This window comes from Mesorhizobium huakuii (genome assembly GCF_014189455.1).
Classification (GTDB): domain Bacteria; phylum Pseudomonadota; class Alphaproteobacteria; order Rhizobiales; family Rhizobiaceae; genus Mesorhizobium; species Mesorhizobium huakuii_A.
The window spans coordinates 315281-332041 of sequence record NZ_CP050299.1 but is presented as its reverse complement, the minus strand read 5'-3'; the positions used below and the strand labels follow the sequence as shown (position 1 = coordinate 332041).

Below are 16761 nucleotides of genomic sequence, written 5' to 3'. Positions count from 1 at the left end.
CCTTCTTATGAATGAGACCTGATATGCATCCACCCTGAGTGCTCTTGATAGGCAGCGGCGGCGTTGTCACGTTTGTGGCCGCGTGAGGCCGACACCGCGCTTTTCAGGCAGGCCGTGCACTCACGGCCTCCCACGCGGCCATTGCCTGGGCGATGGGTTCGAATTTGTGCTGCGGAGCGGTTGGTCTGGGATGGGACGAAGAGATTTCGGACGGCGGAGAAGATCGACACGAAATGCTGCAATGAGCCGACCGACCGGAAACCCTGTCGCGTTCGTTCCCGTTTTCGGAATGGCAGGTGAGAATTCTCCGCCCGGTTGTTCAAGCCTTTATGCGAGCGGTGTTCCACGTTCGGCATGAGCTGGCGTTGGGCCGCCCCGTAGGAGCGCAGTTTGTCGGTGATCATACGCTTTGGCGGCAGACCCTGTTCTTCAGAAGTCGCGTCAGCAGGCGCCTGGCGGCCTTGGTGTTGCGACGCGTCTGGACAATCTCGTCGAGCACATATACGTCCTGATCAACCGCTCTCCACAACCAGCACTTCGTATGCGCCGCCCACACCCCATTGATTTCGCTTGTTTCTGAACATTGAGGTTTCTGCCAGAAGGTTTTCGGCAGGAGCTGGAGATTTGGCATGGCGGATGGCGAGGGATTTGTTGGGCGATGCGAAGTTGTCGAGCCTCGTCGTGGAAACCGACGATGGCCTAATGATCTGAAGGCGCGGATTGTCGCGGAGAGCCTTCAACGCGGTGCGCGGGTTGTTGATGTTGCGCGTCGTCATGATCTCATTGCGCATCAGCTTTCGGACTGGCGACGGCAGGCGCGTCAGGGTCTTTTGGCGCTGCCTGCGGAACTGATGCCGGTGCCTTGCGAGAATAGCGGCCCATTCGAGCCTGCCTTCGTGCCCCTGGCGATTACGACGGAGCCGAAGGAGGCTGCCGATGCTTTGCCGGTTCCGGAGCCGGTCGAGATCATTTTGGGGATCATGACCGTGGAAATAGGCGCAGACCTCGTGGTGAGGGTTCCCGGCGATGTGCCGGTTGACCGGGTTGCGGCCTTGGTGCGTGCGATGCGCGGGACGGCATGATCGTCGCGGGCCAACGATTGCCGATCCTGATCGCGACGCGGCCGGTGGACTTCCGCTGTGGCCATCAGGCGCTGGCATTGATGGTGCAGACCGAGTTGAAGCTTGATCCGCATTCCGGGGTCACCGTGATCTTCCGGTCGAAGCGCGGGAATCGTGTAAAAATCCTGGTGTGGGATGGCACCGGAATGGTGCTGACCTACAAAATCCTGGAACAGGGCAGCTTTGCCTGGCCCAAAGTGCAGGATGGGACGATGCGGCTGTCGCGGGGGCAGTATGAAGCTTTGTTTGAAGGTCTCGACTGGCGACGCGTGGTAGCGCAGCGGGTAGCGCCGCCCGCTGCGGCAGGATGACTCACCCGTTCGGTTTTGGCGTTGTTTTATTGGGCTTTTTTGCTTCGATTTGCTACGAAGGCGCATGTCTGCGCCCATTGATCTCAGCCACTTCCCGGACCTGCCTGCAGAGGTGGTGAACGCCTTTGCGGCCGTACAGTTCGAGCTGTCGGTCGAGCGTGCGGCCCGTCAGCATGAGCAGGCGGTGGTGGCTGAAAAGGACGCCTTCATCACCGAGTTGAAGGAACTGATCGAGAAGCTGGAGAGCCAGGTTCAGGACTACCGCCGCACGAAGTTCGGGCCGAAATCGGAAAAGCTCGATCCGACGCAGATGGAACTGGCGCTGGAGGACCTGGAGACGGCAATTGCCGAAACACAGGCCCAGATCGCCTTCGTCGAGGAAAAGATCGCGGCCAGCACAGCCAATTGCGAAAAGACTGCTTCACGCAGGCAACGCAAGGCGCGTGCTCTGCCCCAGAGCCTGCCGCGCGTCGAACAGGTGATCGAGCCTGATAGCATTGCCTGCCCCTGTGGTTGCGGCAACATGGTCCGGATTGGCGAAGACCGGACGGAGCGGCTCGATCATATCCCGGCGCGCTATCAGGTGATCGTCGCGATCCGCCCGAAATATGCTTGCCCCAAGGGGCGCACGGGAGTGGTTCGGGCCAGGGCGCCGGCGCATTTGCTGGAAGGTAGCTGGCCGACCGAAGCCCTCTTGGCGCAGATCGCCGTGTCCAAGCATTCCGAACACATGCCGCTGAACCGGCAGGCCGCGGTCATGGCCCGACACGGAGTGCCGATCGACCGCACGGTCCTGGCCGACTGGCTGGGTCGGACGGGCGCCGTGATCGCGCCGGTGGTAGACCACATGGCCATGATCCTGAAACAGGGTAGCTCACGACTATATGTCGACGAGACCACGGCTCCGGTGTTGGATCCCGGGCGCGGCAAGACGAAAACTGGCTATCTCTGGGCTATTCTGCGCGACGACCGCGGCTGGAACGGATCTGCGCCGCCGGGCGTGGTGTTCCATTATCGGCCTGGGCGTAAAGGTGAATATGCCGCAGAAATCCTCGACGGCTTCAACGGCACGATCCAGGTCGATGCCTATGGCGGCTACTCCCACCTCGCAACGCCAAAACGCACGGGCCGCGATCCGTTGAGGCTGGCCTTCTGCTGGGCGCATGGCCGCAGAAAACTGATCAAGTCCCAGCCGAAGAAGGGTTCGCCCATCGTCGACGAGGCGTTGTTGCGCATCGCCGCCCTCTACAAGATCGAGGACAGCATCCGAGGTTGTGACCCCGATCATCGCCGGGCTGTCCGCCAGCACCTGTCCTGCCCCCTGGTGGACGAGTTCTTCACCTGGCTGACAGTTCAGGCCGCGCGCGTATCGCGCAAGTCCGACCTCGGCGAGGCCATGGCCTATATGCTGAAACGCCAGGTCGGCTTCCGGCTGTTCCTGGACGACGGCCGCGTCGACATCGACTCCAATCTCGTCGAAAACGCGATCAGAAGTCCGGCCATGAACCGCCGCAACGCTCTCTTTGCCGGCCATGATGAAGGCGGCCGTAATTGGGCCCGTTTCGCCAGCCTGATCGGCACATGCAAGATGAACCGCGTTGAACCATACGCCTACCTGCGCGATCTCTTCATCAGCCTCGCAAATGGCCACCTCGCCAAAGACATCGACGCCCTCATGCCCTGGGCCTATGCGCAACGGATCAGCGCATCACAATGAGCACGTCCGGGATTCCCCAACGTGCTCATAGGACCATCTGCAAGCGCTCCACCTGACCGTTGCAACAAGAAAATCAATGGGGCGGAGACGCCGCATACAGCACTTCTGACCGTTGATGCGCACCACGACTTCATCCAGATGCCAGACATCGTCTTTCGTTGGTGCCTTGCGGCGTATGCGGCGCGCATAATCAGGGCCGTGCTTTCGGCACCATCGGCGGATGGTCTCGTAGGAAACGACGATCCCGCGATCGAGCAGCATTTCCTCGACATCGCGCAGGCTCAGATTGAAGCGGAAGTAGAGCCAGACAGCACGGGCCACGATTTCGATCGGATAGCGGTGGTTCTTGTAGGTCGGTGCACTCACGGTCATGGGCGCGCTGCTACCTCAATTTCCTTACCCCTCAATCAATGTGACAGCACCCCTGGCGATCTTTCGGAGCTTAGCCTTTACGCCCCCGCTTGGCGTCCTCTGTTGGACGGGTTTGCTTCGCCGCGGCGCGAACCGCTGTCCCTTGGGAAATGCCTGATCGATTGTTCAGAGACGCTTCCCGCATGGTTGTCGCGTTGCCTCAAGGAAAATGTTACCGCGCGGCTTGGTTGCCTCACCTAGCCCGAAAAATTCACGGCGGGTTGGCGGATGTGGCGCAAGCCGTTGAAATGACGTAGGATTTGGTTGCTAAAGCCGATCCGAATCATTTCCCGGAGACCACACCCGCCATGAATGATCTTACCCTGCCGCTGAGCGGTTTGTCATCAGTGGGCGGCAAGTCCGTCGTCGCCCGTTTCAACGGCGGCATGTTGTCCTCCAACTGTGGCGTTCTGGTGCTGGCCGAGGTGGAAAAACGACTGCGGGTGGCCGACCGTCTGGCGCGTTGCATCGATGATCCGCGCTGCCCGGACCAGGTCGTCCACAGCCTGGCGGACATGATCGGCTTTCGCATGAAGATGATCGCCGCCGGCTATGAGGATGGCAATGACGCCAACCGGCTGCGCTCCGATCCGGTCTTCAAGATGGCCCAGGATGCGCTGCCGTCGGGTCGGGATCTGGCCTCGCAATCGACGATCTGCCGGCTGGAGAACCTGCCCGGCGTGCGGGAGCTGGTCGCCATGGGGCGAGCGATGATCGACCTTTACTGCGCCTCCTTCCGGCAGGTGCCGAAGCGGATTGTGCTCGACATCGACGACACGTTTGATGCCGTACATGGCGGCCAGCAATTGCGCCTGTTCAACGCGCATTACGACGAATACGGCTTCCAGCCGATCGTAGTGTTCGACGGTGCGGGCCGGTTCGTCAGCGCGATCCTGCGACCGGCCAGGCGGCCGAGCGGGGCTGAGATCTGCCCCCATCTGCGCCGCCTGGTGCGGGCGATCCGGAGCAATTGGCCGAACACACGGATCCTGATCCGGGCCGACAGCCACTACTGCGGTCCGCAGGTCATCGACTGGTGCCGCGCCAACGGTGTAGACTTCATCCTCGGCGTGGCGCCCACCACGACGCTGCGCGAGCATGTCGCGCATCTGGAAGCCACCACGCTGGCGCGTTTTGAGGCGTCGGCGAAATCGAACAAGGTCCGCCGCTTCAAGGAGTTCTTTGACGGCGCCGCTAGTTGGAGCCGCGTGGAGCGCATCATCGCGCGGGTCGAGGTCGGCGCCAAAGGAGCCGACACCCGCTTCATCGTCACCAATCTGGCCAGTGGCAAGGCCAAGGCGCTCTACGAGGACCTCTACTGCCGGCGCGGCGCGGCCGAGAACCACATCAAGTCCTGGAAGACGCATCTTGCCGCCGACCGCACATCCTGCACAAGAGCGACGGCCAACCAGTTCCGGCTCTTCCTGCATGCCGGCGCCTATTGGCTGATGTGGGGCCTGCGCGCTGCGATGCCGAAACGCTTGAGCTTTGCCGTCGCCCAATTCGACACGCTGCGATTGCGCCTCATCAAAATCGCCGCGCGGGTGGTCGAGATGAAAACGCAAATCCGCCTGCAGCTGCCGACATCCTGCCCCGACCAGCGTATTCTGCGCATCGTCCTCGATCGCATCCCCCAACTCGCGACATAACGATGGGGCGCAGGCGCCCCGAAACGAACCCGCCGACCGCAACCTGCAAACCCCGCCTGCCATCACGACGGATCATCGCCGGCGCCCGACGAGGCTTATCAAAATGCACCCCGAGGGCGGCCAGATCGCCGATGCAGGCCGCCGAAAGCCGATCGCCGTGCATCAAGGCGGCTAACGGAAGCGACTTGTGGTTAGCCGAGACCTTGTTTTTGGCGCATTACACTTGCACCAAATCAGTTGCGGCAACACGGCATAAAAGTTTAGCCATTTGAAGTAGTCGATCTGCCCGGGAGTCGAACGCGCGCATTTCCGTTGAGAGGACGCGGCGGCTTCGCCTCGCATAGCGACCCCTGCAGCACAGAGTTGAGCGACCCATGGACAGCCCGCGCCCCAATCCGCAGCCGAGCCAGTGAGAAAAACCACCGCCGGTTGGTCAGCTGCTCCCATTTCACCGTCGCCTTGGGACCGGCCGTTGCGGCTGAGCTGCCGGCGTTAGCCGGCGGCCCAGGTCGGGGGCCAGCAACTCGAACTTTTCACGCAGCTCCTGCGTCAGCGCTCTTGCGTCGGCGTCACTGTCAACCACGCGGGGGTTGAGCAATATCAAGAGCTCAGTCCGTTCCTTGCCGTATTCCGTGCTGCGGAACAGTCCCCCTAAAAGCGGAATGTCCTTCAGCACAGGAACCCCGGAATCGGCTTGGTTAGTGCTATCTTGCATCAATCCGCCGATAGCGATCGTGTCGCCGTTTCGCATCGATACGGTACTCTGGAGGCGGCGCACCGAAATCACCGGGGATTGAACATTGGTAAGCGTGTTCCTGTTGCCGGTGCTGACCTCCTGAAACGTGTCGAGTGTTATACTACCACCGGCACCAATTCTGGGCGTAACAGCCAAGATCACCCCTGTGTCGCGCATCTCGACATCGCTCACGATGGGTGAGTTTTCGCCTATGTTAGATTGCGATGATCGGACGAGGATCGGGACCTGATCGCCCACCTGGATCGTGGCGGTTTGATTGTCGACCGCCAGAATGCGAGGAGCCGATACAACCTTAACCTCCCCAAGCGCGCTTAACCCATGTAACACGATGTTGACGTCCGTGCTGGGAAACACATACGACAAACCATTTGGAACTGCTCCCAAGCTCCTGGTGGAGAGAAGATAGTCCACCCCGTAGCGCAGACTATCGTTCAGCCGCACCTCGGCGATGATGGCTTGGATGAGAACCTGTCGAGGCTTGACGTCGAGCTGACGGATCGCGGCCTCCACGATCTTGTAGTCGTGCGGTGCTGCCAGCACTACCAGCGCGTTCTGTCCTTGGTCCGCCTGGATACGCACCGGCGCCGAGAGGCCAAGGCGGTTCGGTGACATCCCCCTTTCGTCCACCGGATGTGTACTTGGGACATTCGAATCGGGCATTTCGGCTGGCAACCCTGGCACATTTACCGGCAGGCTTGCTTGATTGGATACGCCACTTCCCACGGATAGGTTCCCGAACCTTCCCGCAGGCTGTGCACGCGAGACGGCACTGATCGCGTCAGCGCCGAACGTTTGCGCCAGCACCTGGGCCATTTCCGAAGCCCGCCGGTACAGCAGTGGGCGCACGTGAATGTTAGCCGTCGCCTCCGACGAACTATCCAGTTTGATGATCGCTCGGCGGACCTGCTTGAGAGCTGCAGAATCTTCTGCCACAACAAGGATACCATTCAGTCGCTCTAACGCCGCAAATTGGACAAGGACTCTGTCCTGGCCATTCTTCGTAAACAGCAAACTGAGTTCTCGCTCAATGTCGGCCGGGCTCGCTCGAGACAGCTTATACAGCGCGAATGACTTGTGAAGCATAGCGTCGGTGTCAAAAAGGCCGACCAGTTCCCGCACAGAACTCACGGATCCGGGCGGCCCACTGACAACAATCCCCCTCCCTCCGGGCGCTGGCGTAAGATGCACACCCTCCTCCAAGTTCGGTCGGATTACCCCGATGACCTCAGCCGGATCTACATACCGCACAGGAATAACTTGAACGTTGCTCTGCACGCCGCCGGCGAGGTCGACCAAGCGCCCTACCCGAACTCCTTGATCTCCTGCAGCCAGTCCATAGCCATGCGGCGCCAGTGCTTTATCGAGCAGCCGTGGCACCTCACTCGCGGGCACCTGGCGGGCTGTATGAAGGGTCATTTTCCCTCCAACTCCAGGATCGATGGTAACGGGCATGCCCATAACGTCGCGTACGACATCCTGCGCGACTTGGCGGATGTCCGCATTGGAATAGTCGAGGCTTACGCGCCTGCTATCCGATACCACCGGCAGCTTCCGTTCCACTGTGGCTGCGACTGGCTGCGCCGGCCTCTGCCCGGGCACTTCAAAGCCTCGACTCTGAGGCCCGCTAGTTTCTCGCACATGAGCGGAATCGGACGGGACGAAGGACGGCGAATTCAGCAAAATCCCACGCTCGGCAATCGTACCACCGCCGTAGCACCCCCATAGAGGTAATAGTAAACAGGAGAGACAAAGTAATGCAGTATCCCTGCCAGTAATGGCCATCCGTACACACACCCCGCTCTCTCAGCTTAGATTCGCGAACCGGGGATTTTTATCCTGTCCGCCTCGGCAACCAATCCGCTCATTACCTGATATTGGCGATGATATTCTCCTTGGCCTTGCCATCCTTGGCCACCAAGTTGGTCGCGAGTTCAACACACCGATTTACTTTGTCCAATAGAGACTGCAGGCGAATGAGCGCCATCTGCGATTCGCTATTTTCGGTATCGATGCGCGCCTTCAGGTTGGAGATAGCGGCATCGAAATCCGACTGAACACCGGAGGTATCGCCTGCTTTCTGCTCGATAGCGATGCCGTTCGCGAGCATCCACTGATGGGTATTCTGGGTCTCGCCGTGCGCGTCCACAAACTCGCCATACGACCGTATTCCCTTGTCGTCAGGCCGGTTAGCGCGTAGCGCGGCCAGAGCGGAGTTCGCGGTCTTTAGCCAATCGTTCCGCTTCTGCATGTCGTCGAATTCATCTCTAACTTGATCCTCAAGAAGACTAAACCGTTCTATCTGGACTAGCAGTGCCAACGCGCTCAAGTCGCCCCCGGCCCGGGGGATATTGGACGCATCGCGAGAAAGTTGATTTGGGGGGATCACGTTTGACATTGCCACTGGCCTTTCCTGCGCAGATTACCTTGTTCCTGCTCTCACCCCATGTTGACGATCTTGCTCCTCGTGTCAGCGTCCGCGCGTCTCACTTCGGAAAGCTTTTCCAGAACATCCTGGATCATCTTTTCATACGCTAACTTGAATTCACTCTCGTCGTCGGCGCGAGAGCGCATCTTGGTACCCTCCGCTTCCAGCTTTGCCTTTTTCTCCTGCTCACCGGTTGCCCCCATTTTGAATGCGGCACCTGGGATCTTACCGACCTCGTTCATGCCCGTGGCGAGGCCGCTCCAGATCATGGTCGTCTCGTGGGCGACTTGCTGGGCTTTGTAGATCCTAGTCAGGTCAACGGGGGGCGGCTGGCTAGCCTGTAGGGATGGCTCTGGGACCAGCTTCGGTTCAGGCTGCTGCAGGTCAGCCCGGAAACTCGCTTCCTTTGAACCGCTGAGCTTCGCATCGAGGCGAGTCCGTGCTTTGCTCGCGCCCTTAGTGCTCACGCGCGCACCGGCTATCGCGAAGGCGGAGGTTAGGAGCGTGCCGACCAGCTCACGTATCCCAGAAGCGCGAAGCGCTCTGTAGATCCTATTCTGGTCAACGGCGGGCGGTTGGCTGGCCTTCGGAGATGGCTCTGCGGCCCGAAAACCCGGTCCGTTCAAACCGCTGAGCTTCGCATCGAAGCGAGTCTGTGCTTTGCTCGCGCCCATAATACTGACGCCCGCACCGGCTATCGCGAAGGCCGAGGTTAGGAGCGTGCCGACCAGTTCACATATCCCAGAAGCGCGAAGCGCCTTGGCAGCAGCTTCCTGTGCGGCAATATCGCAGTCACGCGCGGCCTGCCGGTCCAGTCTTGCAGATTCCCGCAACTTCAGACTGAGGCTGTGCAGCAACGCACCAACTGCATATATATCGACCGAGGCGAGCCGTGCTCCCAGACCGGTTTCGGCACCCTTGTTTTGGACGACGATGTCTGCCAGCGTTGGCGAACCGGCCGATGCCAACTTGAAAAGATCGGCCGGTGTTGTTATCAGTTCGCCGTACCTCACACCCATGACATTAGACGTCGCGGACATAGGCAAAAAGGGCCAATGTTCATCCAAATCCCCGCCCGGCAGACGAGGGCCGCGACTGTCGTTTGCTTGTACGACAGTGTGTAGCATGCATACTCTCCTAGCGTTCTGGTAGGTCTGGACAGCTATTATCGCTCGTCAGCCGATATGCCGTATGACGGTTGACGCGGATCGACACTGCGCCTCGATGGCATCGACAACTCTTTGCGTCATGGTCTTGATGCCGACAACCAATTCCTGGATGCGCGCCATTTCGTCCTCTTGAAGTTGGGCCAGCCTGCCGAGGAATTTCCTGATATCCAGCGTCTCCACCCGGGCGTTCGTCGCCTGATACTTGAAGATTCCGCTCACGAGCCCTGCGCAGGACTCGGCTGCCGAAGCAGTACCTTCGCCCGCCAGAGCCGCGGTCGCAAGCCGCTGACTTACATTAGCAATCTTCGCCAGCTTATCGCCCTGGCTTGTGATCTTCGTGGCAATGCTCGTCACCGCATTCCACCCACCAGACACGGCACCGGCACCCACCATGCATGCCGCCGAAGAAGCAAGGATGATGAGAGCCGTAATGATAGAGGCCCAAATCACGGCGCAATCCTCCGCCATCCCCTGGTCTTCGATGAGGCTCTTCGCAATGGCCTGCGTCATCCTTTCGATGACCCCCGTCTCGGTCAGGGTCCCCACTGCCACTGCCACTGCCGCGGCCGAAAAGGCGAAAATCCCGCCGGTGACCACCGCCGCTACCACCGACAGCGCGACCGCAATCCATCCAAATATCCTCGCGGCGCTCGAACTCTTCTTCGCTTCCCTCAACTTCTCCGCCGCGTCGATAATGTTTCGGGCGATTTTCTCGTTCTGCTGCTTCTGCAGTTCACCCCGGTGCCGTATATCCTCCATACCCGCGGCAGCCTGGCCGTCGGCCATCTTCATCTTGAGGGCTAGAAACTTCGCAGCCAGTTCCATCGCATCAAAAGCCCGTGGTGGGGGTAGCATTGGGACCGCATCCGACGCCGGAGCGCCGCCAGAGACCGGTGGTAGCGCAAGTTCAGCGCCCGACTTGCTAAAACCAGCCGAAAAATTGCTGAGGGGAGCGTCGACCTGAGTTAGCACCCCGGCTTTAAGTAGCATTCCACCGATCGCTTCCGTCATGCTTACGTTATGCATCGCTGCCTCTTTCACATGCTGATTCGGGCCTGAGCTGGCGCAGCATCAGCGACGCGTGCTGAGCGAAAGCTCTATGCTCAGGGTTCCCGCCGCTAAGCGCCAAAACGCTCTCAAGCGCGCTCACGGCTGCCGCCGGCTGATCGAGCTTGATGAGACATTTCGCAGCGCGAAGCGGGATCTGCGGATCCTCGTCGTTCAGCAGCGCAGCCAGTCCGTAGGCACGCACGGCATTTGCTGAATCGCCCAACATTTGACTGGCAGCACCGAATCCGAACCAAAATCTCGGGTCGATGTACCGGTGTATGCACAGGAAACGAAAGAAGCTCAGCGCCTCGCCGTATCTACCGGCGGAATAGAAACGATGGCCGAGCGCGTAGACCGCATCGAGTTCGTCATCCGTGATCCCAATGACAGCCGCCAAATCCGTACGCCCTCCGATGATCTCTTCCGTAAGCCGTGCCAGCCGTCCAGCCTCAGAAGTGTCCACTTCGCCACCGCCCGTTACTGGCTCCTCTACCTTCTGCGTCACCGCCTTAGACCCTCTGCCGCATGGGCTTGACGCGCGGCCCACGTACCGGCAGCTGATTGGACATGGGAGTCATGACGTCCCTCAGCACCGCCTGCCGCTCACATGTGTAAGCTTGCCGAAAACCCTCGTCTTGAGCCTCAACGAACGCGGAAATGACATCGTCGGTGATGGCATAGTCGCCGAAGAGCTCAGCTTGCCGACCGAACTGCTCCTGACCTTCTCTCAAGAAGCTCTCCACCTGCGTGATCGTTTGCCGCGCACTCTCCAGCGTCCTATCGACATCTTTGCCATCCGTACGTTGATCCGCGGGATCGCAGGCATTGCGCCAATGAATATCGAGGTCGCGGGCGAAGTTTTGATCCCTGGAGAGCAGCGACTGCTTAACGCTGCGATGCCGACGGGAGATTCCATCCCAATAAATAACCGCATTACAGAATGACGTCATTTGTTCTCTTACAACCGTCCGATCGCCATCGACATTATCAATGTCAGTCCACAGGAGCAGAGCACCGCCTCCATCAGCACAGAGCGCCACCTGGGCGGAAACACAGTAAAGCAGGTTCTCTCCGAGCAATTCACGGATCTCCCCTTCATTGTCCGGCAGTGTCTTTGCAATCCTGCTGATTAGTCGCGCCGATCGTAGGCCTGTCGCCTCAAGAACGATCCCAACATCGTCGACGGCAAGCTCAACACGCGCCACACCCACGGACGAGGCGGAAAAACGATCTGAACTTTTCAACAAGTGCCCCAAGGCCACTGACATGACATGCTCTGTCGATGTTGGCGTCACGCCCTCATTCCCTTCTTGCTCAAGGCGAGAACTTTACCGTCAGTGACTTGATGGCGTTTGCGCCCCAGTTCCCACCGATGGATCACCATAGATGCAGCAGTAGTATTCAATAGCTCAAGGTTCACAGAACGACCAATATTATAACAATATGCATACATAAGAACGCGCGATGGCAGCGGAGACAATGTGATGGATGAGGAACACGCTGTCCCATTCAGTGCCATAGGCAGAAACTATGGTTGCATATGTAATTTGTATTTGTGCGTGGAGTTGTACGGAACAACATAGGCGGTGAGAATATGATTCTTATGCGTGCTTACCAGTTGGCAAACCCTTATCGAAGTGGCCGCCACCGTATTGATTGGCCGTCCCGGATGTAAGTTAAGGAGCCGTGTTCGGGAGCGATGAAGAGGTTCAGGCCGGTCAGAACGGTCCGTAGCCCGATGGAATAGTCACCGGAAATGCGCGCAAACGGCGGAGAAAGGGAGTTCGATATACGATGTCTCCTTGGTGTACATCTGTATCATCCGAGAGTAGCACTGAGATCGGGGGCGGCTTACGGCGAAAACTTGCCGAAGCGGCATTCTTGGCTTGCATCTCGAACGACGTAGTGCGGGCAAGACGGATTGCGAAAGGACTTAGCGCTCTTGCGCCGGGCAGTAGGGAGTCCGTTATCGCTCACGCCGTTGCGGATCTGACGGTAGGGGATATTGAGGCAGCGCTGGAGCAGCTTCGTCCGCTTTCGGATAGTAATGATGCATACGGGTTAGCGTTCAAGGCGCTGGCTCTCCATCTTGCCGGACGGCTCAGCGAGCGCGATGCTGTACTCAGACGGGTTCCGGGTGGAGATCCTGATGTCGATGGACTCGTCGCCGCTTTTGGCAAGCACTCGGTGGGACATGCTGTAGAGAGGGACATCTGGTGAGCAGCATCAGCCCACTCGCGGTGACGTCTGTTTTGCCAACGGACGCTGCATTTGTATCGGAGTTACCGACTGAATCCCTTGACGCCTTTCGTGCCGAATTCCATCGATCCGAGTTGTCGCCACACCACGACCAGTCAGCGACCGATGCAATCGATGAGTCGACCGAGGTGGCGCGCGGATCTGGCGTCGCCCGGACACCGGGAGACGCCATCCTCAGCAGCATGGAGAAGCTAAGCGCCAGCTTTACCCACGCCGTGGAAGCCGCTCATAGCACAGCGGGCATGGAAGAAATCCACTCAGGCGACTGGCTGAACGCACAGCTCGCGCTCTCAGCTTTGTCCCTGGAGTGCGACATGTTGGCAAAGGTGGTCGGAAAGGCCACGCAGAGCCTGGACAATTTCCTGAGAAACCAATGATCTACGCTGACGGATGGCATGACTTTGTCTTGAAGCGGCTGGCGACACTTCTCTTGTTGTTGACGCTGGGGAGCTGCGAATCGAAGCTCGAGCTGTATCGCGATCTTCCGGCGCACGAAGCGAACGAAATGCTCGCACTACTCATGAGTCAAGGCATCTATGCCGAAAAAACGACAGACAACAGCGGCACTGCCTCGTTGTCAGTAGATATTAGGGATGTTCCCCCTGCCATGGAAGTGTTGAACGGCGCCGGACTGCCTCATGACCCCTACGCCGATATGGGCAGTCTTTTCAAGAATGAAGGCATGATCTCATCCCCGAAAGAAGAGCGTGTGCGTTACATTTATGGCATCACACAGGAGCTGTCGCGGACCCTGTCCATCTTCGATGGCGTGCTCAATGCCCGGGTCCATGTGGTGTCACCCGAAGAGGCGAGTGACGATCGACGACCGTCCTTCCCCCTCGAGCGCTGCTGTGCTTGTCCGTTACACACCCGGCACTACGGTCGATCAGATGGTACCAAAAATCAAGGAGCTCGTCGCAAACAGCTTGGCAGGCCTATCCTATGAAAGGGTCTCCGTCGTCCTCGTAGAGGCAAGCCAGGATAATGCATTGCGTTCCGTCGATAGAACGCCCGTTGTCACGTCACAACATAGTAGCGCACCACCCCATCTGGTGATCGGGCTTGTATGCGGCATAGCGGTATTGCTAATCGGCAATGGCGTCCTCGCGTTCCTGCTATGGCGTCGCCCCCGTCAGACATCTGGATAGCGGCTCAGTGAGATTAATCGTATCGAACAATTCAGCAGTGATCACCGGAAGATCAGACGCGATGTCGGATGAATGGCTTGAAGCACCGTGGGCGAGGGCCGTGATGTACTGCATTGCCGATCCTGCCGCTGATCTCGATTTCACAATGGTGCATGGTTGGCCCGAATGGATGCCGCTGGATAGTGCTCACACGGACCCGTTCACTCGTGTTAAGCTTGGGTGCTGGCTCCTTCGTGGCCAAAGGGATGAACCGTCCGCAATCATTTTCGCTGGCGCCGCGCGACGAAGCCGGCTCGCGTTCCTCCCGGCTCCAGACGCCGTGCGCCTTATGCGCCTGGCCGGCGCCTGGGTGGGTGTATCCGGCCTTACAAGACTTCTTCGGACGAGCGAAATCGTGGCCGCTCGCGCTAACCTCGGTGAAGAAGCCGTCGCATTCGCTTCGCAAGCCGCACTTCTGCCGCGGCCGACTGCCGAACTGATGTCGGCGCTCGGTGTTTCTGACATTCCGTCAGCGCCCAGCGCTTTGCTTCAATGCGGCGCGGCGATGTTCGGTCTTGCGATTGGTGACATTCCGCAAATGCTGCGGACTCGGTTGGGCTTGCGCCGGCCCGCGCCAATCTGGGCGGCGGCGGTGGACAAATGTCGTGACGACAATGCTGGCGAGGACGCATTTTATGCGATGCGGCGCCTGATCCGTAAAAGGATGCCCCAATGGTCGCATTGGTTCAGCTGACACCTGCATCGGCCGGTATCCTCGGCCCTGGGCGAATCTTGCCGGCCGGGAGCGCACAGACACTGATAGATGCCGAGCAAGTGCTTACACAGGCACGGCGCGAAGCTAATGCGCTCATCGATGCGGCGCGCGGATCTGCCCGAGCGATCGAGGTAAGGGCCAAAGAGGCTGGCCTGGCTGCAGCACAAGCGGCAATCGAAGCCCGTTTGACCGCGATCGCCACGGATTCTCTGCGCATTATGGCGCAGAATGAGGCACAGATCATCGACATGGGCCTGCAGATCGCGCGCCGCATCATCGACACTATCGAGCCGGTGGAGGCGGCAGTGCAGATCGCTATGCGCGGTCTGAAATTCGCGGGCCACAACTCCCTCGTCCGAGTACGTGTGGCACCGTCGCTCCTAGAGGCGGTCCGCAACCGGTTAGACGAGATCCTCCCCACCGCGACATCGCGCGCCGTCGTCGACCTGATCGCCGACGCGCGCGTAAAGGATGCGGGATGCATTCTCGAGACCGATGCCGGACTGGTCGACGCCACGATCGAGAGCCAGCTTGCGGCGATCGAAAGCGGCCTGCGTAGCGCCCTACTAGACTCTGCAAAGCCAAACCATAGTGATGTCGGAACACCAAGGTGATGTCCGAGCCAGCCGAGCCGACGGACGCTATTTCCCCCGAGCACGAGAACATCGATCGTTTCTTCCAGCTCGCAAAACGAGCAGTTGCGCAGGCTTCGACAATGCACGTCCGGGGCCGTGTCCTCCAGATCGTTGGAACGGTTATCCGTGCCATGGCGCCGGGCGCCCGCATCGGCGACCTTTGCACTCTTCGCAATCCGGAGAACAACTTCGAACTGTCGGCGGAAGTGGTTGGGGTGCAGTGCGACGTCGCTATACTGACACCTCTAGGGGAAATGCAGGGCCTCTCCACGCTCACTGAAGTGATCCCTACGGGAAAGCCGCTCATGGTACCAACCGGCTGGAACTTGCTCGGCCGCGTACTCGACGGTTTCGGCCGACCTCTGGACACATCCACCAATGGGCCTTTGCTTTCGGAAGACCGGGTACCCGTCTACAGGGAGGCACCGGATCCCTTAACCCGGCGTATCATCGACAACGTTCTTCCTGTCGGCATCCGGGCGATTGATGGTCTTCTAACGTGCGGCGAGGGACAGCGTATCGGCATCTTTGCCGCTGCGGGCGGGGGCAAGAGTACCCTCATGTCGATGCTGGTGCGTGGCGCAGCGGTCGACGTGATCGTGATAGCTCTAATCGGCGAGCGTGGCCGGGAGGTGCAGGAGTTGATCGAACACAGCGTCGACGCAGAAGCGCGTTCAAGAGTCGTTCTTGTCGTCGCCAGTTCCGACCGATCCGCAACGGAGCGAGCCAAGGCGGCCTACGTCGCGACGACGATCGCCGAATGGTACCGCGACCAAGGAAAGCGTGTGCTGCTTCTCATGGATTCGGTGACCCGTTTCGCGCGTGCACTGAGGGAAATTGGTCTTGCGGCCGGCGAGCCGCCGACGCGGCGTGGTTTCCCGCCATCGGTTTTTGCTTCACTGCCGCGGCTTATGGAACGCACTGGGAACAACCACCTTGGATCCATAACGGCCTTCTACACCGTGCTTGTGGAGGGCGATGATATGGCCGAACCGGTGGCCGATGAAACCCGATCTGTCCTCGATGGTCATATCGTGCTCTCACGCGCCTTGGCGATGTCGAACCACTATCCCGCTATCGACATTCTGGCCAGTGTGAGCCGCGTCATGAGCGCTATCGTGTCGTCAGACCATGAATTGTTGGCGGGCAGCCTGCGGCAGCTGATGGCCAAATACCAGGAGGTGGAACTGTTGGTACGCGTTGGCGAGTACAGGAAAGGAGCCGATCCGCTCGTCGATGCAGCGATCGCCAAGATAGACCAGGTGCGAAGGTTCTTGCGACAGTCGACAAATGAGCAGATCGGCTTCGACGCAATGCTCGATGAGCTTGCCGCGTGTCTGGCATGACTCCCAACC

At 59.5% G+C, this 16761-nt stretch carries 16 protein-coding genes and 2 pseudogenes; 10 read left to right on the top strand and 8 right to left on the bottom strand.

The window, feature by feature from the left end; all coding sequences use genetic code 11:
• Positions 1 to 103 precede the first annotated feature (103 nt).
• Positions 104 to 538: pseudogene (locus HB778_RS39285) on the bottom strand (IS6 family transposase); the annotation flags it as partial.
• 91 nt (positions 539 to 629) lie between these two features.
• Here HB778_RS39285 and tnpA point away from each other — a divergent pair.
• From tnpA to tnpC, 3 genes are all read left to right on the top strand, one after another.
• Complete coding sequence (gene tnpA / locus HB778_RS39280; RefSeq protein WP_183455431.1) at positions 630 to 1082, top strand: IS66-like element accessory protein TnpA; 453 nt, start codon at positions 630 to 632, stop codon at positions 1080 to 1082.
• Positions 1079 to 1432 carry an IS66 family insertion sequence element accessory protein TnpB gene (gene tnpB, locus HB778_RS39275; protein ID WP_127420643.1) on the top strand — a complete coding sequence of 118 codons (354 nt, stop codon included), beginning with the start codon at positions 1079 to 1081 and terminating at the stop codon, positions 1430 to 1432. The genes tnpA and tnpB overlap by 4 nt, the downstream gene beginning before the upstream one ends.
• A 64-nt stretch (positions 1433 to 1496) precedes the next feature.
• Positions 1497 to 3149, top strand: a complete 1653-nt coding sequence (tnpC, locus tag HB778_RS39270; RefSeq protein WP_183465870.1) for an IS66 family transposase — start codon at positions 1497 to 1499, stop codon at positions 3147 to 3149.
• Positions 3150 to 3251: 102 nt separating this feature from the next.
• Here the strand turns inward: tnpC and HB778_RS39265 are convergent.
• A pseudogene (locus HB778_RS39265) lies at positions 3252 to 3521 on the bottom strand (IS6 family transposase); the annotation flags it as partial.
• Between the two features lie 347 nt (positions 3522 to 3868).
• On the opposite strand from HB778_RS39265, the gene HB778_RS39260 reads away from it, so the two are divergent.
• On the top strand, positions 3869 to 5209 hold the full coding sequence (locus HB778_RS39260) for an IS1380 family transposase (RefSeq protein ID WP_183465868.1): 1341 nt from the start codon (positions 3869 to 3871) through the stop codon (positions 5207 to 5209).
• A gap of 448 nt (positions 5210 to 5657) precedes the next feature.
• Here HB778_RS39260 and HB778_RS39255 read toward each other — a convergent pair whose 3' ends face one another.
• The 6 genes from HB778_RS39255 to HB778_RS39230 all read right to left on the bottom strand — a co-directional run bounded on the left by HB778_RS39255 (position 5658) and on the right by HB778_RS39230 (position 11905).
• Positions 5658 to 7526, bottom strand: coding sequence for a secretin N-terminal domain-containing protein (locus tag HB778_RS39255; RefSeq protein ID WP_183455428.1), 1869 nt, complete (start codon positions 7524 to 7526; stop codon positions 5658 to 5660).
• A gap of 304 nt (positions 7527 to 7830) precedes the next feature.
• The gene (locus tag HB778_RS39250; RefSeq protein WP_183455427.1) at positions 7831 to 8361 is read right to left on the bottom strand and encodes a hypothetical protein; all 531 of its coding nucleotides are present in this window, start codon (positions 8359 to 8361) and stop codon (positions 7831 to 7833) included.
• A 41-nt stretch (positions 8362 to 8402) separates the two neighbouring features.
• Complete coding sequence (locus HB778_RS39245; protein ID WP_183455426.1) at positions 8403 to 9518, bottom strand: hypothetical protein; 1116 nt, start codon at positions 9516 to 9518, stop codon at positions 8403 to 8405.
• Between the two features lie 48 nt (positions 9519 to 9566).
• Positions 9567 to 10586: a type III secretion system translocon subunit SctE gene (gene sctE, locus HB778_RS39240; protein ID WP_183455425.1), complete on the bottom strand. Its 1020-nt coding sequence runs from the start codon at positions 10584 to 10586 to the stop codon at positions 9567 to 9569.
• Complete coding sequence (locus tag HB778_RS39235; protein WP_183455424.1) at positions 10579 to 11115, bottom strand: SycD/LcrH family type III secretion system chaperone; 537 nt, start codon at positions 11113 to 11115, stop codon at positions 10579 to 10581. The genes sctE and HB778_RS39235 overlap by 8 nt, the downstream gene beginning before the upstream one ends.
• 4 nt (positions 11116 to 11119) lie before the next feature.
• Positions 11120 to 11905: a hypothetical protein gene (locus tag HB778_RS39230; RefSeq protein WP_183455423.1), complete on the bottom strand. Its 786-nt coding sequence runs from the start codon at positions 11903 to 11905 to the stop codon at positions 11120 to 11122.
• Positions 11906 to 12826: 921 nt separating this feature from the next.
• On the opposite strand from HB778_RS39230, the gene sctI reads away from it, so the two are divergent.
• The 6 genes from sctI to sctN all read left to right on the top strand — a co-directional run bounded on the left by sctI (position 12827) and on the right by sctN (position 16752).
• On the top strand, positions 12827 to 13246 hold the full coding sequence (gene sctI / locus HB778_RS39225) for a type III secretion system inner rod subunit SctI (RefSeq protein WP_183455422.1): 420 nt from the start codon (positions 12827 to 12829) through the stop codon (positions 13244 to 13246).
• Positions 13243 to 13815 (top strand): hypothetical protein, encoded by a 573-nt coding sequence (locus HB778_RS39220; protein WP_183465865.1) that lies wholly within the window; start codon positions 13243 to 13245, stop codon positions 13813 to 13815. The genes sctI and HB778_RS39220 overlap by 4 nt, the downstream gene beginning before the upstream one ends.
• The gene (locus HB778_RS43765; RefSeq protein ID WP_432421302.1) at positions 13721 to 14017 is read left to right on the top strand and encodes a hypothetical protein; all 297 of its coding nucleotides are present in this window, start codon (positions 13721 to 13723) and stop codon (positions 14015 to 14017) included. Before HB778_RS39220 ends, HB778_RS43765 begins: the two co-directional genes overlap by 95 nt.
• 103 nt (positions 14018 to 14120) lie before the next feature.
• Positions 14121 to 14750, top strand: coding sequence for a hypothetical protein (locus HB778_RS39215; protein WP_183465863.1), 630 nt, complete (start codon positions 14121 to 14123; stop codon positions 14748 to 14750).
• On the top strand, positions 14729 to 15385 hold the full coding sequence (locus tag HB778_RS39210; RefSeq protein WP_183465861.1) for a FliH/SctL family protein: 657 nt from the start codon (positions 14729 to 14731) through the stop codon (positions 15383 to 15385). Before HB778_RS39215 ends, HB778_RS39210 begins: the two co-directional genes overlap by 22 nt.
• 101 nt (positions 15386 to 15486) lie before the next feature.
• On the top strand, positions 15487 to 16752 hold the full coding sequence (gene sctN, locus HB778_RS39205) for a type III secretion system ATPase SctN (RefSeq protein WP_244662201.1): 1266 nt from the start codon (positions 15487 to 15489) through the stop codon (positions 16750 to 16752).
• Positions 16753 to 16761: the final 9 nt, after the last annotated feature.

Excerpts from the sequence above, each read along its gene's own strand:
- tnpA (WP_183455431.1), top strand. The coding sequence starts at position 630 with ATGGCGGATGGCGAGGGATTTGTTGGGCGATGCGAAGTTGTCGAGCCT.
- tnpB (WP_127420643.1), top strand. The coding sequence starts at position 1,079 with ATGATCGTCGCGGGCCAACGATTGCCGATCCTGATCGCGACGCGGCCG.
- tnpC (WP_183465870.1), top strand. The coding sequence starts at position 1,497 with ATGTCTGCGCCCATTGATCTCAGCCACTTCCCGGACCTGCCTGCAGAG.
- HB778_RS39260 (WP_183465868.1), top strand. The coding sequence starts at position 3,869 with ATGAATGATCTTACCCTGCCGCTGAGCGGTTTGTCATCAGTGGGCGGC.
- HB778_RS39250 (WP_183455427.1), bottom strand. The coding sequence starts at position 8,361 with ATGTCAAACGTGATCCCCCCAAATCAACTTTCTCGCGATGCGTCCAAT.
- HB778_RS39245 (WP_183455426.1), bottom strand. The coding sequence starts at position 9,518 with ATGCTACACACTGTCGTACAAGCAAACGACAGTCGCGGCCCTCGTCTG.
- sctE (WP_183455425.1), bottom strand. The coding sequence starts at position 10,586 with ATGCATAACGTAAGCATGACGGAAGCGATCGGTGGAATGCTACTTAAA.
- HB778_RS39220 (WP_183465865.1), top strand. The coding sequence starts at position 13,243 with ATGATCTACGCTGACGGATGGCATGACTTTGTCTTGAAGCGGCTGGCG.
- HB778_RS39215 (WP_183465863.1), top strand. The coding sequence starts at position 14,121 with ATGTACTGCATTGCCGATCCTGCCGCTGATCTCGATTTCACAATGGTG.
- HB778_RS39210 (WP_183465861.1), top strand. The coding sequence starts at position 14,729 with ATGGTCGCATTGGTTCAGCTGACACCTGCATCGGCCGGTATCCTCGGC.
- sctN (WP_244662201.1), top strand. The coding sequence starts at position 15,487 with ATGCACGTCCGGGGCCGTGTCCTCCAGATCGTTGGAACGGTTATCCGT.